The organism is Kushneria sinocarnis (assembly GCF_003633775.1).
GTDB classification, from domain to species: domain Bacteria; phylum Pseudomonadota; class Gammaproteobacteria; order Pseudomonadales; family Halomonadaceae; genus Kushneria; species Kushneria sinocarnis.
In genome coordinates this window covers 185538-209920 of record NZ_RBIN01000004.1, presented here as the reverse complement: position 1 = coordinate 209920, position 24383 = coordinate 185538, and the positions used below count along the sequence as shown (strand labels likewise).

25 protein-coding genes are annotated in these 24383 nt (G+C 67.2%); 7 read left to right on the top strand and 18 right to left on the bottom strand.

Features of this window, described 5'->3' with window-relative positions:
• The 6 genes from uxuA (at position 1) to C7446_RS07735 (ending at position 6345) form a co-directional block, all read left to right on the top strand.
• The gene (gene uxuA, locus C7446_RS07760) at positions 1-1185 is read left to right on the top strand and encodes a mannonate dehydratase (RefSeq protein WP_121172521.1); all 1185 of its coding nucleotides are present in this window, start codon (positions 1-3) and stop codon (positions 1183-1185) included.
• A gap of 198 nt (positions 1186-1383) precedes the next feature.
• Complete coding sequence (locus C7446_RS07755) at positions 1384-1950, top strand: NfeD family protein (RefSeq protein WP_170150026.1); 567 nt, start codon at positions 1384-1386, stop codon at positions 1948-1950.
• 28 nt (positions 1951-1978) lie between these two features.
• The gene (locus tag C7446_RS07750; RefSeq protein WP_121172519.1) at positions 1979-2737 is read left to right on the top strand and encodes a slipin family protein; all 759 of its coding nucleotides are present in this window, start codon (positions 1979-1981) and stop codon (positions 2735-2737) included.
• Between the two features lie 98 nt (positions 2738-2835).
• Positions 2836-3477, top strand: a complete 642-nt coding sequence (locus C7446_RS07745) for a YceI family protein (RefSeq protein WP_121172518.1) — start codon at positions 2836-2838, stop codon at positions 3475-3477.
• A gap of 402 nt (positions 3478-3879) precedes the next feature.
• Entirely contained in the window at positions 3880-5376 is a 1497-nt protein-coding gene (locus C7446_RS07740; RefSeq protein ID WP_121172517.1) for a SulP family inorganic anion transporter, read from the top strand.
• Positions 5377-5481: 105 nt separating this feature from the next.
• On the top strand, positions 5482-6345 hold the full coding sequence (locus tag C7446_RS07735) for a universal stress protein (protein ID WP_170150025.1): 864 nt from the start codon (positions 5482-5484) through the stop codon (positions 6343-6345).
• A 49-nt stretch (positions 6346-6394) separates the two neighbouring features.
• Here C7446_RS07735 and C7446_RS07730 read toward each other — a convergent pair whose 3' ends face one another.
• From C7446_RS07730 to C7446_RS07655, 16 genes are all read right to left on the bottom strand, one after another.
• The gene (locus C7446_RS07730) at positions 6395-6853 is read right to left on the bottom strand and encodes a YbjQ family protein (RefSeq protein WP_121172515.1); all 459 of its coding nucleotides are present in this window, start codon (positions 6851-6853) and stop codon (positions 6395-6397) included.
• A gap of 98 nt (positions 6854-6951) precedes the next feature.
• The gene (locus C7446_RS07725) at positions 6952-7623 is read right to left on the bottom strand and encodes a class I SAM-dependent methyltransferase (RefSeq protein ID WP_211327896.1); all 672 of its coding nucleotides are present in this window, start codon (positions 7621-7623) and stop codon (positions 6952-6954) included.
• Between the two features lie 35 nt (positions 7624-7658).
• Positions 7659-8396, bottom strand: a complete 738-nt coding sequence (fabG, locus tag C7446_RS07720) for a 3-oxoacyl-ACP reductase FabG (RefSeq protein ID WP_121172514.1) — start codon at positions 8394-8396, stop codon at positions 7659-7661.
• Positions 8393-8869, bottom strand: a complete 477-nt coding sequence (locus C7446_RS07715) for a hotdog family protein (protein ID WP_121172513.1) — start codon at positions 8867-8869, stop codon at positions 8393-8395. Before C7446_RS07715 ends, fabG begins: the two co-directional genes overlap by 4 nt.
• A complete protein-coding gene (locus C7446_RS07710; RefSeq protein WP_121172512.1) occupies positions 8866-10047 on the bottom strand; it encodes a beta-ketoacyl-ACP synthase in 1182 nt (393 codons plus the stop codon). Before C7446_RS07710 ends, C7446_RS07715 begins: the two co-directional genes overlap by 4 nt.
• Complete coding sequence (locus C7446_RS07705; protein WP_121172511.1) at positions 10044-10628, bottom strand: DUF3261 domain-containing protein; 585 nt, start codon at positions 10626-10628, stop codon at positions 10044-10046. Before C7446_RS07705 ends, C7446_RS07710 begins: the two co-directional genes overlap by 4 nt.
• A 5-nt stretch (positions 10629-10633) precedes the next feature.
• On the bottom strand, positions 10634-11899 hold the full coding sequence (locus tag C7446_RS07700; RefSeq protein ID WP_121172510.1) for an NAD(P)/FAD-dependent oxidoreductase: 1266 nt from the start codon (positions 11897-11899) through the stop codon (positions 10634-10636).
• Complete coding sequence (locus C7446_RS07695) at positions 11896-14259, bottom strand: MMPL family transporter (protein WP_121172509.1); 2364 nt, start codon at positions 14257-14259, stop codon at positions 11896-11898. The genes C7446_RS07700 and C7446_RS07695 overlap by 4 nt, the downstream gene beginning before the upstream one ends.
• A complete protein-coding gene (locus tag C7446_RS07690) occupies positions 14256-14816 on the bottom strand; it encodes an outer membrane lipoprotein carrier protein LolA (protein WP_121172508.1) in 561 nt (186 codons plus the stop codon). The genes C7446_RS07695 and C7446_RS07690 overlap by 4 nt, the downstream gene beginning before the upstream one ends.
• On the bottom strand, positions 14813-15262 hold the full coding sequence (locus C7446_RS07685) for an acyl-CoA thioesterase (RefSeq protein ID WP_121172507.1): 450 nt from the start codon (positions 15260-15262) through the stop codon (positions 14813-14815). The genes C7446_RS07690 and C7446_RS07685 overlap by 4 nt, the downstream gene beginning before the upstream one ends.
• Positions 15237-16196 carry a lysophospholipid acyltransferase family protein gene (locus C7446_RS07680; protein ID WP_121172506.1) on the bottom strand — a complete coding sequence of 320 codons (960 nt, stop codon included), beginning with the start codon at positions 16194-16196 and terminating at the stop codon, positions 15237-15239. The genes C7446_RS07685 and C7446_RS07680 overlap by 26 nt, the downstream gene beginning before the upstream one ends.
• A complete protein-coding gene (locus C7446_RS07675) occupies positions 16193-16960 on the bottom strand; it encodes a glycosyltransferase family 2 protein (protein WP_121172505.1) in 768 nt (255 codons plus the stop codon). The genes C7446_RS07680 and C7446_RS07675 overlap by 4 nt, the downstream gene beginning before the upstream one ends.
• Positions 16957-18663 (bottom strand): ApeI family dehydratase, encoded by a 1707-nt coding sequence (locus tag C7446_RS07670; RefSeq protein WP_121172504.1) that lies wholly within the window; start codon positions 18661-18663, stop codon positions 16957-16959. The genes C7446_RS07675 and C7446_RS07670 overlap by 4 nt, the downstream gene beginning before the upstream one ends.
• Positions 18660-19190, bottom strand: coding sequence for a COG4648 family protein (locus C7446_RS07665; protein WP_121172503.1), 531 nt, complete (start codon positions 19188-19190; stop codon positions 18660-18662). Before C7446_RS07665 ends, C7446_RS07670 begins: the two co-directional genes overlap by 4 nt.
• Positions 19191-19257: 67 nt before the next feature.
• Entirely contained in the window at positions 19258-19533 is a 276-nt protein-coding gene (locus tag C7446_RS07660) for a phosphopantetheine-binding protein (protein ID WP_121172707.1), read from the bottom strand.
• 56 nt (positions 19534-19589) lie between these two features.
• Positions 19590-20318 carry a beta-ketoacyl synthase chain length factor gene (locus C7446_RS07655; RefSeq protein WP_170150024.1) on the bottom strand — a complete coding sequence of 243 codons (729 nt, stop codon included), beginning with the start codon at positions 20316-20318 and terminating at the stop codon, positions 19590-19592.
• Between the two features lie 200 nt (positions 20319-20518).
• On the opposite strand from C7446_RS07655, the gene C7446_RS07650 reads away from it, so the two are divergent.
• Positions 20519-22168 carry a right-handed parallel beta-helix repeat-containing protein gene (locus C7446_RS07650; protein ID WP_121172501.1) on the top strand — a complete coding sequence of 550 codons (1650 nt, stop codon included), beginning with the start codon at positions 20519-20521 and terminating at the stop codon, positions 22166-22168.
• Between the two features lie 27 nt (positions 22169-22195).
• On the opposite strand, the gene C7446_RS07645 is transcribed toward C7446_RS07650, so the two are convergent.
• Both C7446_RS07645 and C7446_RS07640 read right to left on the bottom strand, forming a co-directional pair.
• Positions 22196-23728, bottom strand: a complete 1533-nt coding sequence (locus C7446_RS07645; RefSeq protein ID WP_245977762.1) for a PhnE/PtxC family ABC transporter permease — start codon at positions 23726-23728, stop codon at positions 22196-22198.
• A complete protein-coding gene (locus C7446_RS07640; RefSeq protein WP_245977761.1) occupies positions 23688-24377 on the bottom strand; it encodes an ATP-binding cassette domain-containing protein in 690 nt (229 codons plus the stop codon). The genes C7446_RS07645 and C7446_RS07640 overlap by 41 nt, the downstream gene beginning before the upstream one ends.
• Between the last annotated feature and the right edge of the window lie 6 nt (positions 24378-24383).

Below are 24383 nucleotides of genomic sequence, written 5' to 3'. Positions count from 1 at the left end.
ATGGAACAGAGCTGGCGCTGGTTCGGACCCGAGGATCCGATTGCACTGAGCGACATCCGTCAGGCCGGGGCGACCGGCATCGTGACCGCCCTGCACGAGTATGCCCCCGGCGAGGTCTGGCCGGTCGAGGCCATTCGCGCGCGCCGCGACATGATCGAGGCGGCCGGCCTGCGCTGGGCGGTGGTGGAGAGCATTCCGGTCAGCGAAGCGATCAAGCGCGGCGATGATCACCTGGAGGCGCGATCGCGCGATCTCGAGGCCTGGCAGCGGACGCTGGAAAATCTGACGGCGTGCGGCATCGACACCGTCTGCTACAACTTCATGCCGGTACTGGACTGGACGCGTACCGAGCTGGCCCGGCCGCTCGACGATGGCGGCACGGCACTGCGCTTCGATCGTACCGACTTTGCCGTGCTGGAGCTGTTCCTGCTGGCGCGCAAGGGGGCCGAACAAGAGTACGAAAAGTGGCGCATCGAGGCGGCACGGCAGCGCTTCGCGGCCATGGACGAGGCTGACAGGCGCCGGCTGCTGGACAATGTGCTCGCCGGTCTGCCGGGAGCCGCGGAGCACTACACGGCGGAAGGTTTTGCCGGGGTGCTGGCGGCCTGGCAGGAGATCGACGAGGCGATGCTGCGCGAGCACCTGGCCACCTTTCTGCGCAGCGTGGTGCCGGTTGCCGAGCGGCTGGGCATGCGGCTGGGCATTCATCCCGACGATCCCCCGCATTCGCTGCTGGGATTGCCGCGAATCGTCTCGACCGCCGCCGACCTGCGCGCGGTGCTCGATGCCGCCCCCGGCCCGGCCAACGGCATTACCTTCTGCACCGGCTCGCTGGGGGTGCGCGCCGACAACGAGCTGATCGCCATGGCGCGTGAATTCGCCCCCCGCATCCACTTTGCCCACCTGCGTGCCACCCGTCGCGACGCCGATGATCCCGCAAGCTTCAGCGAGGCGCCCCATCTCGAGGGCGACGTCGACATGGTCAGCGTGATCGGAGAGCTGGTTCGCGAGGAGCAGCGCCGCTCGCTTGCGGGCGGACGACCGATTCCGATGCGGCCCGATCACGGTCATCGGCTGCTCGATGATCTGCACCGCACCGGCCGGCCGGGCTATCCGCTGGTCGGCCGGCTGCGCGGACTGGCAGAGCTCAGGGGCGTGGAGCGGGCCGTCGCGCAACTGCTGTGACCGGCTGCGCTGCCTCGGGCCGTCGCTCCGACATGGGCCCGATTCGGGCAGGTCGCAGCCGGTCGGCCGTGGTTCGAACCGAGCGGGCTGCGTCTTCGGCCTCATTGCATCCGGCACCCGATCAGGAAAGAATCAGTCAATCCCGTTAGGCTGAATAGCATGATGAAAACTGCCGGATTTTCTGGAAAGCGCTTCAGGGTGACGCTTGTCGCCGTCGGCATGATCGGCTTCGGACTGCTGACGGCCATGCCGGCCGCTGCTGCCGAGGCGCGACAGGGTCATGTCGGATGGGGCGTTGCGCTGCTGCTGATCGGACTGGCGCTGGTCGTGGTCGAGGCACTGACGCCCACCATCGGCATCATCGGTACCCTGGGGCTGCTGGCCTTCGTGACCGGTTCGGTGCTGCTCTTCAATGCCGGGCTGCTGCCGGGGGGCGAGTCTCTCTGGGGGGTGGGGCTGATCGTGCTGGCGGCGCTGATCATCGCGGGCTTTTTGTGCTGGGTCGTGACGCGGGCGCTCCGGCTGCGACGGGAGCAGCCCCGCGGTGGCCAGGAGGCCGTGCTGCAGGCGCATGCCGTGGTGCTCCAGGGCTTCAGCGCCGATGCCCGGGAGGTCTACCGTGGCCATGTGCGTCTGCACGGCGAGCGCTGGCAGGCGCGCTCGGAGGTGCCCGTGCAGGAGGGGGATACCGTGCGCGTGACCGCCCTCGATGGTCTGACCGCCACCGTGGTCCCGCTGGCCCCGGACGAGGCCGACGGGATCTGATATTACCGCCCAGAGCCTGGAGATTGCGATGTACGCCTATCTTGTTCCCATTGTCATCATCATTGCCCTCATTGCCGCGTCGGTACGAATCCTGCCGGAGTACAAGCGTGGGGTGGTGTTCTTTCTGGGCCGCTTTCAGCGCGTCAAGGGGCCGGGTCTGCTGCTGATCATTCCGGTGATCCAGAAGATGGAGACCGTCGATCTGCGTACCGTGACCCTGGATGTGCCCGGTCAGGACGTGATTTCGCGTGACAACGTGACGGTACGGGTCAACGCCGTGGTCTATTTCCGGGTGGTCGACCCCGAGAAGGCGATCATCCAGATCGAGAACTTCGGCATGGCGACCAGTCAGATCGCCCAGACCACGCTGCGCTCGGTGCTTGGCAAGCACGATCTCGACGAAATGCTCGCCGAGCGCGACAGGCTCAATGATGACATCCAGGAGATTCTCGATGCTCAGACCGAGGCCTGGGGGATCAAGGTGGCCAATGTCGAGATCAAGCAGGTCGATATCGACGAGAACATGGTGCGCGCCATCGCCCGTCAGGCCGAGGCCGAGCGGGAGCGCCGGGCCAAGGTGATCGCGGCCGATGGCGAGCTGCAGGCCTCGCAGAAACTGGTCGAGGCTGCCGATGTGATGTCGCAGAATCCGGCGGCCCTGCAGCTGCGCTATCTGCAGACCATGAATGACATGAGCAGCCGCAATTCATCGACCATCTTCTTCCCGCTGCCGCTGGAGCTCACGAAGATCTTCGAACAGATGAGCGGCGGCAGCCGGCCTGAATAGCGGCTGAACGGTGCCGCTGTTGTGGCGGGGAAGAGCCATTGATTCATGCTAGTCTGCAGCGTGAATCCGAACATGTTGCCATTACAGGAGAAGAACGCATGGTTCGAATGATGACCGGTCTGGGCGCCGTGGTGCTCGCGGGGATGCTGGGCAGCGGTGCCGCACTGGCCGCGCAGCAGAACCCCGAAACCCGCAATATCGAGGAAGTGCCGGCGGGCAGCTATGCGCTCGACGCGCTGCACTCCAAGGTGACCTGGGGCGTGGATCACTACGGCTTTTCCACCTATCAGGGGCAGTTCACGGGAATTACCGGCTCACTGAAGCTGGCAGACGATCCCGCCGAGAGCCAGCTCGATATCGAGATTCCGCTGGATCAGGTCATTACCGGCAGCGATCTGAATGAACATCTGCAGAGCGAGGATTTCTTCAATACCTCGGCGCATCCCACTGCCACCTTCCGGTCGACCAGCATCACGATGGAAGATGACAACGAGGCCACCATCGAGGGCGAGCTGACGCTCAACGGTCAGACTCATCCGCTGACCATCGAGGCGGAGTTCAACCGGGCCGCGGTCTATCCCTACGACAAGAACTATCGTCTGGGCTTTGATGGCGAGGCCACACTGACGCGCAGCCACTACGGAATCGACTATCTGCTCCCCGAGGGGGATGATGACATGGGTATCAGCGACGAGGTCGAACTCGATATCGAGGCCGAGTTCGTGCCGAACCAGGAGTAAGCCGTCACGGCACCGGGGCGCCGGCATCCAGCGCGAGCCGGCACTCCGGAGTGCAGACCCCGTACTGTAATGATAGACTGCCTGCCGGTTGCAATTGACCTTCGAACCATGAGCATGATGCCCGTGACGATCTACCGGATTTCGACGCCAACCTGAGCCGCAAGGCTACCGTTCACCCGGAACGGTGCGCTCTCCCGAGCGCGGTCGTCGTGCCTGTCCGGCATCCTTTTCCCGCTTCAAGCATTCAGTGTCAGCACCGCTTCATGACAGGGTCCGATGAGGTTCGCCACGACTGTCATGGAAACTGGCTGCAGCGGTCGGTCACCCCGCCATTGGCGGCAGCGCCGGACTGCGGCAACGGTCTTCACCCGATCAATCACCACCAACGCAAGAGTAGAGAGGATGATGGAAACACTCAGACGACACTGGTTTTCCAACGTGCGTGCAGATGTGCTGTCAGGGCTGGTCGTGGCGCTGGCACTGATCCCCGAAGCGCTGGCCTTTTCGGTCATTGCCGGTGTCGATCCGGCGGTCGGGCTTTATGCCTCCTTTTCGATGGCAGTGGTGATCGCGATTGCCGGCGGTCGCCCGGCAATGATTTCCGCCGCGACCGGCGCCATGGCGCTTTTGATGGTGGGGCTGGTACGCGATCACGGGCTGCAGTATCTGCTGGCGGCCACCATCCTGACCGGTGTGCTGCAGATCCTCTGGGGGGCCCTGCGTCTCGGCAACCTGATGCGCCTTGTCTCCCGCTCGGTGGTGACCGGTTTCGTCAATGCGCTGGCGATTCTCATCTTCATGGCGCAGATTCCCGAGCTGACCGGGGAGAATGCCCGGCCGGTGGTTTATGCCATCGCCCTCGGCGGACTGGCGATCATCTATCTGTTTCCGCGCATTCCGAAGGTCGGCAAGGTGATTCCGTCGCCCATGGTCTGCATCATCGTGATGACCGCCGTATCGATGATCATGGGGCTTGATGTCCATCAGGTCGGCGACATGGGCGAGCTGCCGGACAGTCTGCCGATCTTTCTGCTGCCCGATATCCCGTGGAACTTCGAGACCCTGCAGATCATCTTCCCGACCGCGCTGACCCTTTCGGTGGTGGGGCTGCTGGAATCGATGATGACGGCCACCATCGTGGATGACCTGACCGATACCGGCAGCGACAAGAACCGCGAGTGCCGCGGTCAGGGCATTGCCAATATCGCTACCGGCTTTCTCGGCGGCATGGCCGGCTGCGGCATGATCGGCCAGACCGTGATCAACGTGAAATCGGGCGGCCGTACGCGCCTGTCGACCATGGTCGCCGGTATCGGGGTGCTGGTATTCGTGGTCTTCCTCGGTCCCTGGGTGGCGCAGATCCCCATGGCGGCGCTGGCGGCGGTGATGATCATGGTGTCGATCGGTACCTTCGACTGGGCGTCGATCCGCGATATCCCCAAAAAGCCGCTGACCACCAACATCGTCATGCTGGCGACCGTGGCCGTGGTGGTGGCGACCCACAATCTGGCGCTGGGCGTGCTGGTCGGGGTGCTGCTGGCGTCGCTGTTCTTTGCCAACAAGATCGGGCGCATCCTGCACATCGACAGTAGCCTGAGCGAGGAGGACCCGCAGCAGCGCATCTATCGCGTTTCCGGGCAGGTCTTCTTCGCCTCCAGTACCCGCTTTGCCGAAGCCTTCGATCTCAAGGAGGATATCGACCGGGTGCGCATCGATGTCAGCCGGGCGCACTTCTGGGATATCACGGCGGTCGAGATTCTGGATCGGATCGTGATGAAATTCCGTCGTGAAGGCACCGAGGTCGAGGTGGTCGGCCTCAACGAGGCGAGTCAGACGATGGTCGATCGTTTCAGTGTACACGACAAGAGCGATGGCATCATTGAACCGGGCGGGCACTGAACCGACCCGCTCATGCCCTCGCGCGGGCCTCGCCGGCCGGGGCCCGCTGACTCCATTTCCGACGCTGCCCGAGGGGCGGTGTGCGGTACCGACAGAGAGCAAGCCATGACTGCATCCATCATCGCCTGTTTCGACGATGACGCTCACGCCGACAGTGCTGTCGGTGACCATGCGGCCTGGGCGGCTCGCCGGCTGGGCGCGCCGCTGTGTCTGCTGCATGTGCTGGAGCACGCCGGCAGTGGTGCACAGGGGGACCTTTCCGGGCAGATCGGCCTGGGCGCCCGCGAGCAGCTGCTGGATGACCTGACCGAGGAGGATGCCCGTCAGGCGCGCCGGGCCCGGGAGCAGGGACGTGCCATGCTGCAGGCTCTGAGCGAGCGACTGAGCAGCAGGGTCGACGAGATCTCCACCCTCCAGCGCCACGGTGAGGTCGAATCCACCCTGGCGGAGCTGTGCCGCGACAACATGCTGCTGGTGGTCGGCCGCTGCGGTCGCCGCCATGCGCTGGGCGAGGACCGCAGGCCGCTCGGTGAGCACCTGGAGTCACTGGCGCATACGGTCACCTCGCCGCTGATGATCGCCCCCGACGAGTATCACGAGCCGCAGCGGGTGCTGATTGCCTTCGACGGCAGTGCGCGCGCGCTGCGTCAGGTCGAATGGCTGATCGAGTGCGGCTGGCTGAAAGGGCTGGAGTGCCATGTGGTGCAGGTCGGCGAGTCGGCCAGCGCGAACACCCCGGAGACAGCGGTGGAGCGGCTCTCGGCAGCCGGACTGTCGGGGCGGGCCGTTACCCTGGAGGGCGAGGCGCGCCAGCAGTTGCCGAGCTACGCTCGCGAGCAGCAGATCGACTTCACGGTCATGAGGGCCTATGGGCACTCATCGCTGCGCCGCTGGCTGAGCGGCAGCACCACGCATCACCTGCTGGAGCACATGCCCGGCGCACTGCTGCTGCTGCGCTCGCGGGGCTGAGAAAGCGCCGAGTGCCGGAGCCGCCTGCCTCCGGCACGACCGGGGTGGCCTACTGCTTGTCGAGGGTGACCATCTCGCCCTTGAGGGCGACCTCGGTAATCACGTTGCCGGCGTGGCACTCGTAGCGATCATTGTTGGGATTGGCGCGCTGGTCGTAGTAGCTGATGATATTGACGATGGCATTGGCACCGACTTCACGCGCCCGCTTTTGCAGATCGAGCAGTGATTCCAGCGCCGCCTGGCGGCAGGCTTCCTCGTCGGACTTGAACACCGAGCTGACCTTGTGGCTGACGTAGTAGCCGCCGCGTCGGGTATCGATATCGGGATGCAGCTGATCGGCAAAGAAGAGCTGGATCGAGGGGTCGAGCTTCTGTTGGGCCTCGGGCTGCGAAAAGACGCTGGCCAGCGGCTGCATCAGGAAATCGTTGCGCGCCTGGGCGCTGCCGGCCATGCCCAGCGACAGCACCATGCCGATTGCAGCGGCGGTCAGGGTGGTTTTCAGCGTCATGCGTGCTCCTCCGGGGGCGAAAAACGACGGCTTTACAGGGCGCCTAATGTAGCGTCCGGGATCGCTCAGGCAAAGCCCATCGGCACATCGACGGGCGACTAGTCGGACTCAGGCGTGGCTGGCGTATCCCCGACGGAGGCCGCTGACCGGGCTGGCGCCGTCGGATCGACGGTCGGCGTCACGGGCTTGCGCCAGGCCTGAAAGGTATGGCGATTGCGCGCCAGGGCCATCATCTCATGGGTCGCCAGCCCGGGCACATGGATCGGCTCCATGGGCGTCAGCGCGGTCATGGCGTGCGGGGCGTGGGCATTGTGCGGGGCCTTGTCATTCCAGCCGATCAGCAGCAGCCCGCCGGGGCGCAGGGCCTCGATGCAGCCGGCCAGCGCCTGCTCGATCTCCGCGCGACTGTCGAGCCCCCAGCCGATCACGCCGTTGCAGATGACGGTATCGAGCGAATCACGGTCGAAGTGGCGGGATACGTTGGCGAGCGAATCGGTAATGTGGCAGCGGGCCCCGAACCAGGCCTTGGCAGCATCGATGTCCATGGTAGTGACCGAGCAGCCGTTGAAACAGAGCGGATAGTGCCGGGTGTACCAGTCACAGCCGACCATCAGCAGTCGCCCTGGGGCCTCGTCGCGAGCGATGGCCGGCAGGATGGTACCTTCCAGCAGGCGCCGGTCGCGATAGTGATAGCGCAGCCAGCGGCCCCGGCGGTCCAGCCGGTTGATGACGCTCGCCATGTAGCGGTAGAGGGTTTCTCGTTGACTCACGCGCATCTCCCGTTCGCTCCCTGATCGGGGGGTGGTCAGTACAGCCCGCCGTTGACGGCAATGACCTGGCGGGTGACATAGCTGGCATCGGCGGAGCAGAGGAAGCTGATGGTACCGGCGACCTCGTCGGCCCGGCCGGCACGCTCCATGGGCACCGCACGCCGGATCTCCTCCCGGCTGATCTCGGCTGTCATGTCGCTTTCGATCCAGCCCGGCGCCACGCAGTTGACCGTGATATTACGCCTGGCCAGCTCCACCGACAGTGCCCGGGTGGCTGCGATCAGCCCGCCCTTGGCCGCGCTGTAGTTGACCTGACCGCGGTTGCCGAGCTCGCCGGCAGCCGAGGAGAGGGTGACGATGCGGCCACCGCGGCGGCGCTGGATCATGGCCATGATCATCGGGCGCAACACGTTGTAGAAGCCGTCCAGGTTGACATCCATCACCCGATCCCACTGCTCGTCGCTCATCCCGGGCAGGGGCGCATCACTGTGATAGCCGGCGTTGAGGATCACGCCGTAGCAGGCCCCGTGTTCGGCGATATCGGCTTCCAGGGCAGCCCGGGCAGCGGCCCGGTCGGCCAGATCAAAGGTGAGCAGGCGAGCCGTGCGCCCCAGGGCGCGTACCTCGTCGGCCACCTGCTCCGCCGCTTCCCGGCTGTTGTGGTAGTGCACGGCAATATCGAAGCCATCCTGCGCCAGGCGCAGGGCAATGGCACGACCGAGGCCGCGACCGGCACCGGTCACCAGGATGCAGCGGTGGCTGTCGTCGCTCATCGGGGCTCCTGTGAGGCATCGGGAGCCGGCTGATCGCGCTCCCCGAGGGTGGGCTGATAGACCCGGAATTCGGCCTCGGCGCGCTGCTCTCCGGCGCTCTTCAGCGTACCGCGAAAACCGTACAGGCCGTTGGCGCCGCTCAACTCGAGTTCAACTGCGACCGTGACCGGCTCTCCGAAGGGAAAGTGGACGCAGGTGGATTCGAACCGGCGCACGCTGACCAGCATGCCCGGAGCGGGGGCCTCGGCGCCGTTCTCGCCGGCGGCATTGAGTGTCGCCCAGGCGGCCACGGCCTGCGCCATCCACTCCAGCCCGACGTGGGCGCCGATGCCCGCCTCGCCGGCAAAGGGGTCACTCGCATCAGGCGTGAAGGTGGCCTCGAGGCGATGGCTGTCGCAGGCCAGCACGGCATCAAGCAGACACATCCGGCCACCGTGCGGCACCAGTCGGGCGATCCCGGGCCATGGGCTCATGAGGTCTGCTCCAGCATCAGCGCCACATTGTTGCCACCGAAGGCGAAGGCATTGGACAGCGCCCGGGTCATCGGGCGCCTCGGCCGGCTGGCGGTGATCAGTGGCAGTGCCGGCAGTGCCGGGTCCGGATGGCCGTCATGAACATGCAGCGGCAGCTGCTGATGCGCCAGGCCCAGCCAGCAGAAGGCGGCCTCCAGCGCCCCGGCGGCTCCCAGGGTATGGCCGGTCAGCGCCTTGGTCGAGCTGCAGGCCGGGCGGCGATCGCCGAACAGCCGGGCGATGGCACGAGCCTCCATGGCATCGTTGTGTTCGGTGGCGGTGCCGTGCAGGTTAAGGTAGTCAACGCCCTCCGGGCCGGTCTGCGCCATGCTCAGCGCCTGCTGCATGGCGGCGACGGCGCCATCGCCGGACGGGTCGGGCGCCGAAATGTGGTGGGCATCGGAACTTTCGCCCACCCCGGTCAGCTGAATGCCGCCGGATTGCGCGGTAACGATGAACAGCGCCGCCGCCTCGCCGATGTTGATCCCCCGGCGATGGGCGGAAAACGGCTGGCAGGGCGCCTCGCTGATCGCCCCCAGCGCGTCGAAGCCGTTGACGGTCAGACCGCACAGGGTATCGGCGCCGCCGGCAATCACCGCATCGACCCGCCCCGAGCGCAGCATGCGGCGGGCGGCCCCCAGCGCGCGGGCACCCGAGCTGCAGGCGGTCGACAGGGTCCAGGCCGGGCCGCCCAGACCGAGATGATCGGCAATGAAACGGGCCGGGGCACCGATCTCCTGACGGGCGTAGCGATATCCGTCATCGAACGGCTGGCCCGGGCCGGTACGCTCGATTGCCAGTTCGGTTTCCAGCACGCCCGAGGTGCTGGTGCCCATGACGACGCCGATCCGCCGTGGTGCCACCTGTTCGAGCAGCTCGGGCAGGGCATCGCCCAGCGCCGCCAGGGCATGGGCGATCAGCTGATTGTTGCGGCTGGCGTGTTCCGTCGGCCACGCCGAGGGATCCGGGAGCGGCGCCTCGATCGCGCCTACCGGCAGCGTGCGCCCGGGCGTATGGCGGTCGCTCGGGGTCAGGCCGCGGCGACCGTGGGTCAGCGCCTCGAGGATGGCGGCGTGTTCGCCACCGATGCTGCAGATCACCCCGGGGGCGGAGAGACGACAGGGGAACGGGTGCGTCATGGTGCTTCCTGCCGGGAGGCCGGCTTGTCCGACAGAGGGGTAATGGTCAGGCGGTAGCCGCCGCTGTAATCGGTCAGCACATCATGGGACGGCCAGCGGTCGATCCGCGCCACCAGCCGCGGACCATGCTCGATGCGACGGATGATCCCCGGTCCGTTGGATGTCTCGCGGGCATGCCAGTCACTGCCGGCAAAGGCCTGCTGCAGGCTGTCGAGCGGCCACAGCCCCCACTCCAGTCGCTGTGCCAGCCAGATGGCCGGGAAGGGTGGGGCCTCCGGCATCAGGTGCTGGGTATAGCGCGCGCCCTGCTCATCATGCACCAGCGTCAGCAGGCGCTGCCCGGTGGGGGTGGCCAGCACGACGCGCAGCTCACCGCAGGCGCGGCGAATGGCGGCAATCAGGGTGCGTGCCTGCCCGGGCTCGGTGAAGGGAACGAAATCAAGCCGCGCCACCCGGGTGTCGGGCGCCTGACGGGCCGCCAGATCGGGTGTCGGCGAGAGCGGCGGGGCGACACAGCCGCTCAGCCAGAGCAGCAGCAGGGCCGGCACGAGACGATGAAAGGGCAAGCGGACAGGAGACATGGCGATCATTCACACAGTTGTGCCAGCGTGGCCAGGCGTCGTTCGGGAGCCTGTACGAAGGGGTTGCGCTCATCCCATGCGTAACCGGCCAGTACGGCGCAGATCATGCGGTGCAGATAGCCGGGCGGTTCGGGATGAAAGATGATCCGCGGCAGGCGGCCATCATACCAGGCCTCGACAAAGGCCCGGAAGGTCGCCAGCCCGCGGCGCAGTGGTTGTTCATATTTGCTCTCCCAGTCGACGGTCTCGCCCCGCAGCTGGCGATCGGCCAGCGGGGCGGCCAGCATCGCCGAGCGGATGGCCACGGTCACGCCCGAGGAGAAGATCGGATCGAGAAACTCGCCGGCGTTGCCGAGCAGCACGTAACCGGGGCCGCTGAGGTGCACGGCGTCACTACTGTAGCCGGCCAGGGTAGCTGTCGGGCGCAGCCGCTTCGGATCACCAAACAGTGCGGCCAGTTCGGCAAAGTGCCCGATCAGCCCTGTCAGCCGACTCTCCTCGTCGCTGCCGAAGGCGGCCAGCCGTTCGGGGTCGCCGACAAAGCCCAGCGAGGCCCTGTCACCGCTGAGCGGAATCAGCCAGTACCAGAGTGCCGGCGTATCGGGATGCATGCCGATCAGAATGCGCCGGCGCTCCAGCCCGGGGGTATGCTCGGGCAGGGCGACATGGGTGAAGAGGGCGTGGCGATCCGGCAGCCGGGACGCCCGGGCGGTTTCGAGCTGACGGGTCAGCACGCGGGCGAAGCCGCTGGCATCCAGCACCAGCCGTGCCCGCAGCCGGCTGCCGTTGTCGAGCGCCAGCTCGGGATGCTGCGCGTCGGGCGTAAAACCCGTCACCCGGCAGCCGAAGCGGACCCGGGCGCCGCGTTCGGCGGCGGCGTTGATCAGGCGCTGGTCGAAATCCGCGCGCTCGACCTGGAAGGCATCGCCCGGCCGGGGCGGCGTCTCGTCCCAGGCGTTGTCGGGAAAGTGGATATCCCGCTGCTCGGCACCGCAGCGAAAGCGGGCGCCGTTCTTGTACTGATAACCGGCGGCGCGCACCGTGTCCCCCAGCCCGGCCCGGTCGAGATCGACCAGACACTGGGGCAGCAGGCTCTCGCCGATCGAGAAGCGGGGAAAGTGTGCCGCCTCGATCACGCTGACCCGCCAGCCGGCATCGCGCAGCTGGCAGGCGGCGACGGCACCGGCGGGACCGGCGCCGATGATGGCGATATCGGTCGTCTCCGGGGGCGGTGCCGGGTGGGCTTGCGGCTTGTGAGTGGCATCGCTCATGACGGTTTCCGTGATGGACGGTGGCGGCCGGCGGGCTGCACCAGCGCGGTCAGCAGCCAGACGGCACTCAGACCGATCAGCGCCGTCAGGCCGATATAGTGCAGTACCGGCGTGGCACTGAAGGCCAGCAGGCCGAAGGTCAGCAGGCTCGAGGCGGTCGACAGCGTGATCGCCAGCCAGACATGGCGATCATCGGGATGTTCGGCGCTGAAGATGCCGGCGTCGAGGCCGATCCCCAGCACCAGCAGCAGGGCGAGCTGATGAAAGAGATTGAGCGGCACGCCGGTGAGGGCGTAGGCACTCAGCACCAGCAGGATCGCGCCGGCCGCCGGGGTGACCACCCGCCAGGTGCGTCCACGGTAGCGCAACGTCAGGATCCCCACCAGTGCCACCAGCGCCATGGCCACCCAGACGGCGATCTGCTGGCGTAGCTCACCCAGTACGGCGGAGAGCCGACCGACGCGATCGACGAAGCTGACGCCCTCGTGGTCGGCGGCGAGCTGCTGCATGCGCGCCCGGGCGGTGGCATCGAAACGACCGGACAGTACCACCATGCCGGCCACCGGTGACGGCCCTGTGGCGGCCCGGGTGTCCTTCGGATCGACGTTGCCCAGCCAGAGGCGGCGATCCCCCTCGCCCAGCGGCGACCCCAGCCAGTCGTCGATCTCCAGCCGGGGCGGGGCGGCGAGCGGCTGCATGGCCCGCTGTTCGAGCTGCTCCGGCAGGCCGGCGCGGTCATAGAGTTTCGGCAGGGTGGTACGGTAGAGCCGGCGCACCCGCTCGAGATTCTGCTGCTGGCGGGCGTGGGAGGGCACGGCCGAGGCCAGGCTGTCGAACCCGCCCAGATGATCATTGTCGACCAGCGTCTCGAGGGTCGGTGTCAGTGCCTCGACCTGCTCCAGCCACTGCTGCCGGTCGGCTGCGGTGATCAGCAGATAGAGCGTGCCGGTATCGCGGCCGAACAGCTGCTGGATCCGGCGCTCCTGATCGAGCATGGCCGGCGAGGAGGTGTCCAGCAGCCGCAGGCTGTCGTTGGTGCGGGTCAGACCCGCGCAAATGGTCAGTGCCACTACGGCCAGCAGCAGCGCCAGGCGCCACGACAGGCGTCCCCGCAACCGGCCCAGCAGCTGCCACAGGCTGGCGATGATGCGTTCGGTAAAGGGCGAACGCCCAACGGGCACTTGCGGCAGCCAGAGCACCACGGTCAGCCAGGCCCCGATCAGACCGCAGGTGGCGAAAAAGGCCATCTGACGCAGTCCCGGCATCGGGGTGAAGGCCTGTACGCCGTAGGCCAGCGCGCTGGAGAGCAGACTCAGCAGCAGGCCGGGCAGCAGCGGGCGCAGCCGAAAGCGCTCGCGCAGGCTGACCCGGGCGCACTGCAGGTGCAGGGCGTAGTCGATGGCCACCCCCATCAGGCTGGTGCCGAAGGCCAGCGTCAACAGATGGATGCCGCCGAAGAAGACCAGCGTCAGGGTCAGCGCCAGCACGGTGCCGGTGACCAGCGGCAGCAGCAGGGTCAGCAGGGTCAGCGGCGAGCGGAACACCAGCAGCAGCATCACCACCAGACCGATGAGCGCACCCACGCCAAAGGTAGAAATCTCGTGTTTCGCCTGCCGGGCCCCGGCGGCTGCGTGGAACACCAGCCCTGAACGCAGCAGGGTGGCGTCGGGGTGCGCCTGCTCGAAGCCTTGCATCGCCGCGATCAGCTGCTGCTGCAGCTCGGGAGCATAGGGGCTGCCGGTCAGCTGCCCGGTGATCATGGCCGCCCGGCCATCCTCGGTTGCCACCGTGATCAGGCCGTGGTCGGTGTGAATCCGGCTCGGCAGCTGCGCGGCAAGCCAGGCATCCAGCAGACCGAAGGGGTCGCGTACCGGATCGCGGTCGAGGCCGGCGGGTATCACCAGTCCGCTCAGCGCGTGGCGCAGCAGGGCGGCGGAGTCGCCCTGGTCGAGCTGCTGACGCAGTTCGGGGGTCAGCAGCCGGTAGCGCTGCGCCCCCAGCGTCTCGAGCGGATCCCCCTGACGGAAATCATCGGGCTGCCAGTGCAGTGCGGTCACCATACCGCTCTGCTCGAGCTGTCGGGCCAGGCTGCGCGTGGTCTGTTCGAGCCGGTCGGTATCGCCGCCGGGCAGCTGCAGCAGCAGCGCGAAGCGATCCTCGAACTGATCGCCCAGCTGCGCGCTGGCCTGCTCCACCAGCGGGCGCTGGCGATCCTCGGGCAGCAGCGCCGTGACCCGGTTGTCGAAGCGGGCGCCGTGCAGGAGCATCAGGGTGGAGGCGATCACGCAGCCCAGCAGCATCAGCCCCCACAGTCGGGCCAGCCAGCGGCTGCGTTCGCCAGGGCGGCCCGAAGCACTCATCGGGCGTCGGTACTGTTGGGCTGCAGCTGGATATCGAGCCGGTCACCGTTGTGCATCAGCATCCGGACATGGCGCATGTGCCGGTCGCCGGCCAGTTCGATCCGGTCGAGATAGCGCCCGAGCGCTTCACCGCGCGGGGTCAGGTGCGCCTGCCAGTCCGTGGGGGCGCCACTGAGCTTGACTTTGAAGCGGCTGCGCAGTGTCGCCAGATCGCCCTGCATGACCTGCAGGATCAGGCGGGCAATGCCGGCCGGGTCATCGCGGAACATCTCGCCGCCCTGTTCGACCCCCTGACGGCCGAGCACCAGATCCTGCTCGACCGGGGCCAGCAGGTGCCAGCGTACCCGCTCCCCCTGTTCGAAGGCGTAGCGCCCGTGGCCGTCAATGGTGGTCTCCAGATCGGCCAGGTAGCGGTGCTGCTCGAAGGTGCCGCTGACATCGCCCTGTCGGGAGAGCTGCTGATCGAGGGTGGTCAGGGTCATCGCCCGGGCCGGGGTCAGGCCCAGCATGAACAGCAGCAGCAGTGCTGCCGGGCGGTAGAACAGCGAGGGCATCATGAGCAGGGATCTCCGGAAGCCGGGGGCGCAAGCCAGGGCGCGAGGCGTTCGCGCAGGATGTCGGGAGTGTTCATGCAGAGTCGCCCGGTGGCCATGTCCACGGCGGCCTGATCGGTATGTCCCCGGGTCAGGCGGGTGCCGGAGTCGGCATCCGACACGGTGTAGCGAATGCGCAGCCGGTGCAGCCACTCCACCAGTTCGGCGCGGGCAATCAGGCGCTGGTTGAAACGGGCCGGCAGGGCGTAACGGATGCGCAGGTCGACGACCGGCCACTCGTGACCGAAGGCCCGCATGGTCTCGACGTTGTAGCCGATCCGATCGAGCAGCGCATTGCGGGCGGCCTCGAAATAGCGCACATAGTGACCGTGCCAGACGATCGCCATCATGTCGACGTCGCCGAAGGCCACCTGCAGCTCGACTTCAGCGCTGACCGCGATCTGAACCATGGGCAGGCGATTTCCAGAAGGGATAGAAGTTGAACCACTGCAGCGGGTAGCGGCCACAGTACGTTTCCAGACGGCGTACGAAGGCAGCCATGTGCGTGGCAAGCCATGTCTCGCGGGCGGCGCGAGCCACGCCCCGGCTGTCGCCGAGCGCTTCGAAATGAACGCTGTAGCCGCGGCCGTTGCGGGCGCAGAGCAGCAGATAGAGCGGGCAGCGCAGCAGCAGGGCGAGGCGGAAGGCCCCTTCCGGGAAGGGGGCCGGTGCGCCGAGAAAGTCGAAGGAGCGGGCGCGCTGATCGCCGCTGATCGGCTCGCGATCGGCGGCAATCACCACGAAACCGCCCTCGTCGATGCGTTCGCGCAGTCGCTGGGCGGTCTCGGGCGTGATCTCGCTGACCTCGATGACCTCCACCCGCTCGCCGCGATCGGCACTTGCCAGCAGGGCGTTGAAGCGCTGGGCATGGCGGGTGTGCATCAGCAGGCTGAGGCGCAGATCGGGACGCTGGCGGGAGAGCGCCTGACAGATCTCGTGATTGCCGAGGTGGGAGACCAGGATCAGGCCGCCCCGGCCCGATTCGATGGCCTCACGCAGGGTGGCCCGATCGGGCAGGTGCACCCGCTCGCCATCGATCCGCCCGTGCAGGGCACGAACCTTGTCGAGCATGGTCATGCCGAAGCAGATGAAGTGGCGCAGGGTGGCCAGCGGCCCCAGCCGCAGCTGCGGAAAGGTGTGCTGCAGCCGATGGCGATACTCGCGTGAGGCCCGCCGCGCCAGCGGACGTCGCAGCCAGAAATAGGCGGCCGCCGGAATCAGCAGGAGCCGGAAGGCCCACTCGCCGAGCCAGCGGTCGATGGCCAGCATGAGCCGCATGCCGGTAACCGTGCCGGACTCCTCGACCCGTGACCAGTGAGTGTCCTGTCCGTGTGGTGCCGTCATCGGGTTCGCCTTCTGAGCAGGGGAAACAGCCGCCTGAGCATGCCCAGGGTCAGCCGCAGATGCATGCGCGCCATCAGCAGGTTGTCGCGGACCAGCCGGAAGTGCGAAATGCCGTCGCGCGGGTAGGAGACCCGCACCGGCAGGTTGATCAGACGATGGCCCCGCCAGTACCAGCGCACCAGCACTTCGGAATCGAACTCCATGCGGTTGCCGCAGGGGTGGCGGCGCAGCAGCGCATTGGTGGCGGCCAGCGGATAGAGCCGCACGCCGCACATGGTATCGCGCAGCGCGGTCGACAGGGTATTGCACCATACCCAGACATGGGTGATGTAACGGCTGTAGTAGCGGTGACGCGGTACGCTGTGGTCGTAGCAGGCGTAGCCGATGGCGAGCTGCTGCGGATCGGCATGGGCGTGCTCGAGAAAGGCCGGCAGGTCCGCGAGACAGTGCTGGCCGTCGGCATCGACCTGCAGCGCATGGGTGAATCCCGCCTGCTCGGCGAAATCCAGCCCGGCGCGCACGGCGGCGCCCTTGCCGCCATTGCGGGGCAGGGTCAGCAGCCGATGACCGTCCCGTTCGACCAGCTCGGCGAGTATCCGGGCGCAGCGGGCATGGCTGCCATCATCGACCAGGATGATCGGCAGGCCGAGCGCCGAGAGCGTCGCGCAGGTCTGGGCGATGGCATTCTCATGGTTGTAGACCGGAATCAACAGACAGGCAGTGACGTCGCCGTGATCGGTCCGCCGGGTTCGACTCTGGCTCATGGGTCGAGGTCCGTGGTTCGCGGTGCGATCAGCAGCCGGCCGCTGGCGTGACAGCCGCGGCTCGAGTCGAGGCGGAAGCCGATTCGCGCGTCATGACGTTGCAGGGTCAGGGTGACCCGCTCACCGGGCAGCAGCAGCAGCGGAAACTTGATCCGCTCGAAGCACTGGCCGTCGCCGTGAGCGGCAAACGCCTCCCGGCAGTAGTGCACCACCCAGTCGAGCTGGGCGACGCCGGGCACGATCGGCCGGCCGGGAAAGTGGCCATCGAGCTGCAGCAGCCGCTCCGGAACCTCGAGCGTTACCCGGCAGTGGTCGGCGCTCTCGAAGCGGGTGCCCAGCCAGCGGACCCGCCGGCGGTCGTCGAGATCGGCAAACAGCCGGGTAATGGTCGCCCGGGTCAGCTTGCCCTGGGCGTTGACCGGCCACTCGGGCACGAAGCGCCAGAAACGGGGCAGGGCGGTGGTCTCGAACGCCTCGGCCAGCCGGGTTCGCAGGTGGTCGATCAGGGCTCGGCGCGAATGATGGTCGGCGGGCTGGGCGGCGCTGTCGGCCTCGACGATGGCCCCCACCCGGCCCCCGGCATGCTCGATGACCAGGCAGTGGGCGCGTCTGATCTCCGGCAGGGCTTCGAGATGCTGGCTCATCGATACCAGCGACACCCGCTTGCCACCGATCTTGGCAATGCGGTCGGCGCGGCCGAGCAGGTGGAAGCCTCCGCCTGCACCGGGTGCGACGCGATCGGCGTGACAGTACCACTGCCCGGGCGTATCGAGCCGCGGCGAGCGCAGCCACAGCAGACCGTCACGGATGTCGGTCTCGACATCGGCGAAGGCCTGCCAGCTGCTGCCCTCGGCCTGACGCCGGAGAGCGATGCCACCGGTTTCGGAGCTGCCATAGAGCTCGGTCACCGGGGCGGCCAGCAGGCGTTCCGCGGTCGCTGCGGCCTCGGCCGATAGCGGTGCGCCGGAGCTGAAGATGTCATGCGGATGCCGGCTCAGGTGAAGGGATTCCGGCAGCCGCGACAGCTGGGCCGGCGAGCTGATCAGGGCACTGACCCCGAGCGTGTCCAGCAGGCGGCTGACGCTCTCCGGCCACCACGCCGGCTCGAGCCCGAAGGGGCGGGCTTCGCAGAGCGGACGCAGCAGTGCCGAGGTCAGCCCGTAGATGTGCTGGTGACTGACCTGACTGATGATGCAGCCCGGTGCGAGCGGGCGACAGTGATGAAGCGCGGCGACCTCGCTGTCGAGCTGGTCAAAGCGCTTGGCCAGCGGCACCGGTTCGCCGCTCGAGCCCGAGGTGAACAGCACCACGGCGGTGGCTTCCGCCGCCAGTGGCCCCCAGCAGGGGCGCGGCGCGGTGGCCCTTGCCGAGGGCAACGGCAGCGCGCTCGGGCTCAGCCATGGAATCCGGCGCTGCTGCAGGGCCTGTCGGGTTTCGGGCCGGTCGTCGCCGGGCAGCCAGACCCGGTGGCCGAGATGCCACAGCGCCAGCAGGGAGACCACGAACTGCCACGGATCGGGCTCGAACAGGGCGATATCCGCCGACGTGGTACCGTGCGAGCGCAGCTGCTGCTGACGCTCGGCCAGCGCATGATGGAGCTGCTGGCAGGTGCGTGTCTCGGCCGTGGTACAGGCGATTGCGGCACTGGCGTCACGGGTACGCCACGGGGCCTCGCTCAGCCGGGCCGGCGGGGCGGCGCTCATGATACGACCTCCGGTGCGATGGCCGATGTTCGGGCATGCCGGCGACGCACCCGGCGGCGGACGCACCACTCACCGAGCATGAGCAGGCCGGTCAGCAGGTAGCTGATGCCGCCGTTGTAGCCGAGCCAGACATCGTGCGAGCCCGCCAGGGCGGTCAGCAGTGCGATCAGCGCATTGAGGGTGAAAAAGCCGCACCAGACCAGGGTGACCCGCCGCGTATAACGCACGCCCGAGGGTGGCAGTCCGGGTTCGCTGCGGCGCGCCAGCCGCTCGATCAGCGGTATGCGGCCGGCGCGCAACGAGCTTGCGAATATTCCCGCCAGGCTCAGGTTGATGACCACCGGCCAGGCGCGCATGCCTGTTTCGGCATGGCCGAACAGCGCCAGTAGCGTCAGGATCACCATCATGAAGAAATAACGCCCGCGATGCGGGGTGACCACTGCCTGCCACAGCAGTACGCCCAGCCCCAGCAGCAGGACCGGCAGCGGCCCGGTGACAGGCAGGATCAGCCACCAGGCCAGCGGCATCAATAGCCCGATGAGCAGCGGGGGGAGGATGGACGAACCAGGGCGCCGGAAAGGCATTCAGACGTACTCAGGTAGCGCGTCGTGCTTCAACCAGCGCGGCCAGATTGCGCAGACTGGCAAAGTGGGTGCGGTTATCCTCGCTGTCGCTGTCCAGCCGGATGCCATGGTGTTTCTGCAGCGCCAGCCCCAGCTCCAGGGCATCGATCGAGTCCAGCCCGAGCCCCTCGCCGAACAGCGGCGCTTCGGGGTCGATGTCATCGGTGGCGATATCCTCGAGCTCGAGGGTTTCGATGATCATCTCGGCCAGTGATCGTTCAAGCGGGGTCTGGGCGGTTTCGGCCATGGAACTCTCTTTGTCGCGGGCAGTCATTGGGGACAATCATTGAGACAGTCACCGGGTCAATGTTGCATGCCCCGGAGGGGGGCTTCCAGCGTCCAGCAGCAGGGCGGCCGGGCCGTGGTCAGGCGGCTGCGCTCCCGACAGAGCCAGTCGATCACTCGTGGTGGCGTGATCGTCTCGGCTGCTGCCGCGTGGTCGAGCGGCCGCTCATGCAGCCGGCGGCCCTGGCGAGAGGAGAATCTCAGCGCCACGGCTGCCGGAGTCTCCGGGGCAATGTCGGCGGCACGATAGCGCGTCGGCAGCGGGCTGTCACTGAAGACGGCAATGACTTCCGGCTGACCGTCGGCCAGATAGCCCAGGCTCTCTTCGAGCAGGGCAGCAAATTCATCGCCGGTAGCGGCGATGGCGGCCATCGGGGCGTGATGGCCGCTGGCAATGGAGTGTACCCCGACAATGGCATTGTGTACCGACAGGCTGAAACGGGCCGGTGACACCCCGTCACCGGTCGCGATGGTGTCCAGCATGTCGAGCGGCCGGTGACCGTCACCATGGCGGGAAGCATGCAGGATCGGGATGCCCTCGGCTTCGCTGCCCAGCGCATGCAGCATGCCGCAGACGGCCCGTCCCAGCGGGGTCAGGCGCCGGCGCAGCATCGCCGGAATGTGGTTGGCGGCAGGCTGGTCACTGACATCGATCCGCTCGTTGTCGGTAACAGCGCTGCCGGGTAGCCAGCCGCGCCAGTCGCGCAGGTAAAGCTGAAGGTCGGAAGCTGGCGGGCACGCAGGCATGGCCGGATGTCCTGGCAACGGTGTCATGGGTTACGGGGCGATTGTAAGCGCTCCCGGGGCGATCATAAACCGCCTGCAATGCATCATGTTGCAGAATGTAAATAAATGATCGCCCCTTGTGCGGGCGGGCAGTATCCCCGGCAGCTCAGCCAGGGGGCGCCTGGAAGCAGTCATCGAATCAACAGCGGGAGAGCAGCGTCATGTCCATGAAAGAGGATGATCGCAATCGGCGTCGCTTCATGCGTCGCGCCCTGACCCTGGTGCCGGCCGCCGGTCTGGTCGCCACGGTGGCGGCGCCGAGTCGGGCGGATGGCCAGCGGCAGCGCAGCGAGGCACTCGATGCCGAGGCGCTGGAGAACATCCTCTACTGGGGCGCCGATCCCTCAGGACGGCGTGACAGCTCGGAAGCCTTCGTGCGGGCGGTGCGTTCGGAGCGGGTCAAGAATCTGTATATCCCGCCGGGAACCTACGCCATTGGCCGTCATGTCGATCTCAGGCGACGCAACCTGATCGGTGGCGGTCGCAGCCGGGCGGATCGCTCCGATGATGAAGGCGCCCGGCTGGTGCCGCATCACACCCTCGGCGATGAGCCGATGTTCAGCAATCACGGCCCGGTGGTTCGCGATCTGGTCTTCAATGGTGACGGCTACCGGGGCGAACTCACCTGTCTGCGCGTCTACGGCTATAACAGCGTGATCGAGAACGTCAGTTTCAAGAGCGCTGCCCGGGCGCTGTATGCCGGCGACAACCTGGTCAACTTCAACCTCTTGCGCTGTACCTTCGTCGGCGTCGGTACCGGGTTGCTGGTCGATTCCGAGGACAGCGAGTCGACCACGGTGCGGCTCATCGGCAACGAGTTCAATTACTGCAACGATGCCTTCATCACCCGGGGGCGGCTGCACGGCACCACCTTCCAGGACAATATCTTCGAGAACCTGCGCGGTGACGCCATCCTCGCCCAGCTGATCTACGACTCCAACTTCATCGGCAACTGGTGGGAGGGTCGCGAGGGCGACAAGCAGCCCTGGCCGACGGTGCGGACCAGCATGAGCCAGCAGATCATGCGCTGCTTCGCCGCTGCCAACAAGGCGCACTACGGCTGGCGGGATATCTTCTCCGACGAGAAGAATTCCGGGCGCATGGGCGGGGTCTCGACCGATGGCGGTACCCTGGTGGTGCGGGAATCAACGGCCAGTGGCATCCGCGTGGAGCCTTCCACCATACGCGCCACGGTGGATGAGTGGGGGCCGGCGACGCCCTTCGTGATCCAGAGCAGCGCTTCCGGCAAGAGCCAGCACACCAATCCGCTGGTATTTCGCCACTCGGCGCATGGCGGCAACATCGAGTTCGATACTGCCGAGTCCGCCGGCCGGAAGGGGATATGGGATGGCCGCCTGCGCTTTGCCAGCCAGGTGGAAGAGGATGACACGCTCCATTACGACGAGTACCGCATCAATCGAGAGCGGCCCGGAATCGTGGGGGAAACGGCACTGGTGGACAAGAAGGGGCAGCTGCGCCATGCCCTGACCGGCGTTTCGCAGTTCGTGCGCTGGCATCGCCATGACAGCGGTGGCCCCGGCTGCGATTTCTTCGACCGTCATGAAGAGACCGGGGATGGCCGGGTGGAGCTTTCCTGCCCCGGCGGCGAGGTGGAGTTTCGTGATCCGGTGATTACGGTAACCGTCGATGACAGCGGGATCGTGTGCGACGGTATCGAGCATATCCCTTCCTATTCGGGGGCCTCGCGCTATCGTGCCTGGAAGGGGTTCGTGTTCCGCTTCATCGAGCGCGACGGCGGCCGCCCGCATACCCCGGACTCCTTCAGCGTGCAGATGTTTCATCCGCAGTGAAGCCGTTCCGGCCCGCCGGCCCCGCTATCAGGCCGGCGGGCCGGGCGAATCACAGCTCGCAGCGGTCAGTGAACGTTCGGGACGCAGGCGGCGGGAGAGGGCATCCACGGCCAGGTTGAGCAGACAGGTGATGATCAACAGCAGCAGCGCCGTATCGAAATGCAGCCAGGCAAAGGCAGCGTCGATCTGAAAGCCCAGCGTGGCCACGCCCAGAATGCCCAGGATGGCGGTTTCGCGCATGATGACCTCGGCCCGGTAGCACACCAGCGCCAGCAGCCCGGGGAAGATCCGGGGCAGCAGTTCCCAGCAGTAGAGATCGAGCCCGCGGATACCGGGCAGACCGGGACTAAGCTCATCGGCCTGGCGGGCCACCAGAAAGGCGATCAGGGCACCGTTGTGCAGCGCCAGTGCGATCCAGGCGGGCAGCATGGAAGGACCGGTCAGCAGCAGCAGCACGAAGGCGAACAAGAACTCCGGCGTCGAGCGCAGCACGATCAGTGCGCCCGCGCCCAGCCAGCGGCGCACGGGGCCGTTGAAATGCCGGCAGACCAGCGGCCAGAGTGCGAGTGCGACCAGCAGCGTGCCGGCGGTGCCCATCAGGGCAAGCAGCAGGGTGTTGCCGATGGCGGGACCCAGCGCCGGCAGCCGCGACCACCACTGCACCAGGCCGGCCGGGTCGCCGGCAAGCAGGGGGGGCGGCCAGATGTCCTGGCTGACGAAGCGCCAGGCCAGCGAGGGGTCGATCTCCGGCCAGGGGCCGAGCAGCCAGCCGCTGAGCGGCAGCAGCAGCCACAGCAGGCGCCGATGCCCCCACCAGGGCAGCCCGGCAATCAGCAGATAGAAGATCAGCAGTTCGGCACCCGCCTCGTGATAGCGCCCCTGGCGAAAGGCGCTTTCCAGATGAAATCCCAGCGTCGGCAGACCCACGAAGCCCAGCAGCAGGCTGCTTCGCATGGCGCATTCGAAGCGGTAGCGGATATAGGCCAGCAGCTGGGCGCGGGCCTGCGGCCACTCCACGTACAGAAAGCGCGACAGCCGGCCCGTACCGCGTGGCAGGGCGCTGGCCGGTGCCGGATCGAGCTGGTTGAGAATCTCGGCAAAGACCTTGGCGAAGATGCCGGCGAAGGGCACCGCGATGGCCGCCAGCGCGGTGATCGCGGAAGTGCCGAAGACCTGCAGGAACAGCAGGGCCCAGAACAGCTCGTGAACGGCCCGCAGCGCAGCGCAGAGCCCGCGTATCAGGCGCGAGCGGTGAAACAGCAGGGTCAGCGGAATGCCGGCCAGCAGCCCCAGTGCCACACCCCAGAGCGCAAAGGCGACGGTCAGTCCGATGGCCTCGAGGGGAGCACTCAGCTGGCTGAAGGCCGGCGTCAGCAGACCGCCGGTCATGCGCTGCAGCTCCGCCCAGGGGTCGCGTACGGTGATCGAGAGATCGGCGGCCGGCAGCAGTATCAGGGTCAGCGCGATCATCCCCAGCGCCACGCGATTCAGTCGACCGAGCCGGTTGGAAGCGAGCAGATCAGCCAGGGGACGCGGGCGTCCAGGGACGGTAGAGCGCATCGAGCTGCTCCAGCGTCAGATCCGAAGTGGGCTCATCCAGCGCGATCCGCCCCTGTTCGATGCCGATGACCCGGTCGAAGTGGGTCAGCGCCAGTTCGCGCTGATGCAGGGCGATCAGGCACATGCCGTGGCGTTCGGTGATCAGTCGCAGCAGCCGGGCGCCCTGATGAGGATCGACGCTGGCGATCGGTTCATCACCCAGAAAGTGGGGACGGGCCTGGTAGAGCGCCCGGGCGATGGCCACGCGCGAGCGCTGGCCCCCGGAGAGCTGTTCCACCGGTCGACGCAGCAGTTCGCCGATGCCGAGCAGGGTACACAGTTCGGCTACCGCCTCCCAGGCATGGTGCTCCGGGCGCAGCAGGTTGCGGAGATTGCGCCAGGTCGAGGTGCGTTCGAGCCGCCCCATGTAGACGTTGTGGTAGACCGACAGGGCACCGACCAGCCCCTGGCCCTGCGGACACCAGGCGGCGGCGTTGCCCAGCTCACCCCGGAGTGCTTCGAGCAGGGTGGACTTGCCTGCACCGCTGCGCCCGAGCAGCGCCACCCGCTCGCCCGGCTGCAGCGCCAGCGAGATGCTGTCGAGTACCACATGGCGGTGTCGGCCACGCCCGTGAGCCAGCGTGGTCTCCTGCAGTGTTACCAGCGCCACCCTGTC

Excerpts from the sequence above, each read along its gene's own strand:
- uxuA (WP_121172521.1), top strand. The coding sequence starts at position 1 with ATGGAACAGAGCTGGCGCTGGTTCGGACCCGAGGATCCGATTGCACTG.
- C7446_RS07750 (WP_121172519.1), top strand. The coding sequence starts at position 1,979 with ATGTACGCCTATCTTGTTCCCATTGTCATCATCATTGCCCTCATTGCC.
- C7446_RS07745 (WP_121172518.1), top strand. The coding sequence starts at position 2,836 with ATGGTTCGAATGATGACCGGTCTGGGCGCCGTGGTGCTCGCGGGGATG.
- C7446_RS07740 (WP_121172517.1), top strand. The coding sequence starts at position 3,880 with ATGATGGAAACACTCAGACGACACTGGTTTTCCAACGTGCGTGCAGAT.
- C7446_RS07735 (WP_170150025.1), top strand. The coding sequence starts at position 5,482 with ATGACTGCATCCATCATCGCCTGTTTCGACGATGACGCTCACGCCGAC.
- C7446_RS07730 (WP_121172515.1), bottom strand. The coding sequence starts at position 6,853 with ATGACGCTGAAAACCACCCTGACCGCCGCTGCAATCGGCATGGTGCTG.
- fabG (WP_121172514.1), bottom strand. The coding sequence starts at position 8,396 with ATGAGCGACGACAGCCACCGCTGCATCCTGGTGACCGGTGCCGGTCGC.
- C7446_RS07715 (WP_121172513.1), bottom strand. The coding sequence starts at position 8,869 with ATGAGCCCATGGCCCGGGATCGCCCGACTGGTGCCGCACGGTGGCCGG.
- C7446_RS07710 (WP_121172512.1), bottom strand. The coding sequence starts at position 10,047 with ATGACGCACCCGTTCCCCTGTCGTCTCTCCGCCCCCGGGGTGATCTGC.
- C7446_RS07705 (WP_121172511.1), bottom strand. The coding sequence starts at position 10,628 with ATGTCTCCTGTCCGCTTGCCCTTTCATCGTCTCGTGCCGGCCCTGCTG.
- C7446_RS07700 (WP_121172510.1), bottom strand. The coding sequence starts at position 11,899 with ATGAGCGATGCCACTCACAAGCCGCAAGCCCACCCGGCACCGCCCCCG.
- C7446_RS07695 (WP_121172509.1), bottom strand. The coding sequence starts at position 14,259 with ATGAGTGCTTCGGGCCGCCCTGGCGAACGCAGCCGCTGGCTGGCCCGA.
- C7446_RS07690 (WP_121172508.1), bottom strand. The coding sequence starts at position 14,816 with ATGATGCCCTCGCTGTTCTACCGCCCGGCAGCACTGCTGCTGCTGTTC.
- C7446_RS07685 (WP_121172507.1), bottom strand. The coding sequence starts at position 15,262 with ATGGTTCAGATCGCGGTCAGCGCTGAAGTCGAGCTGCAGGTGGCCTTC.
- C7446_RS07680 (WP_121172506.1), bottom strand. The coding sequence starts at position 16,196 with ATGACGGCACCACACGGACAGGACACTCACTGGTCACGGGTCGAGGAG.
- C7446_RS07675 (WP_121172505.1), bottom strand. The coding sequence starts at position 16,960 with ATGAGCCAGAGTCGAACCCGGCGGACCGATCACGGCGACGTCACTGCC.
- C7446_RS07670 (WP_121172504.1), bottom strand. The coding sequence starts at position 18,663 with ATGAGCGCCGCCCCGCCGGCCCGGCTGAGCGAGGCCCCGTGGCGTACC.
- C7446_RS07665 (WP_121172503.1), bottom strand. The coding sequence starts at position 19,190 with ATGCCGCTGGCCTGGTGGCTGATCCTGCCTGTCACCGGGCCGCTGCCG.
- C7446_RS07660 (WP_121172707.1), bottom strand. The coding sequence starts at position 19,533 with ATGGCCGAAACCGCCCAGACCCCGCTTGAACGATCACTGGCCGAGATG.
- C7446_RS07655 (WP_170150024.1), bottom strand. The coding sequence starts at position 20,318 with ATGCCTGCGTGCCCGCCAGCTTCCGACCTTCAGCTTTACCTGCGCGAC.
- C7446_RS07650 (WP_121172501.1), top strand. The coding sequence starts at position 20,519 with ATGTCCATGAAAGAGGATGATCGCAATCGGCGTCGCTTCATGCGTCGC.
- C7446_RS07645 (WP_245977762.1), bottom strand. The coding sequence starts at position 23,728 with ATGCGCTCTACCGTCCCTGGACGCCCGCGTCCCCTGGCTGATCTGCTC.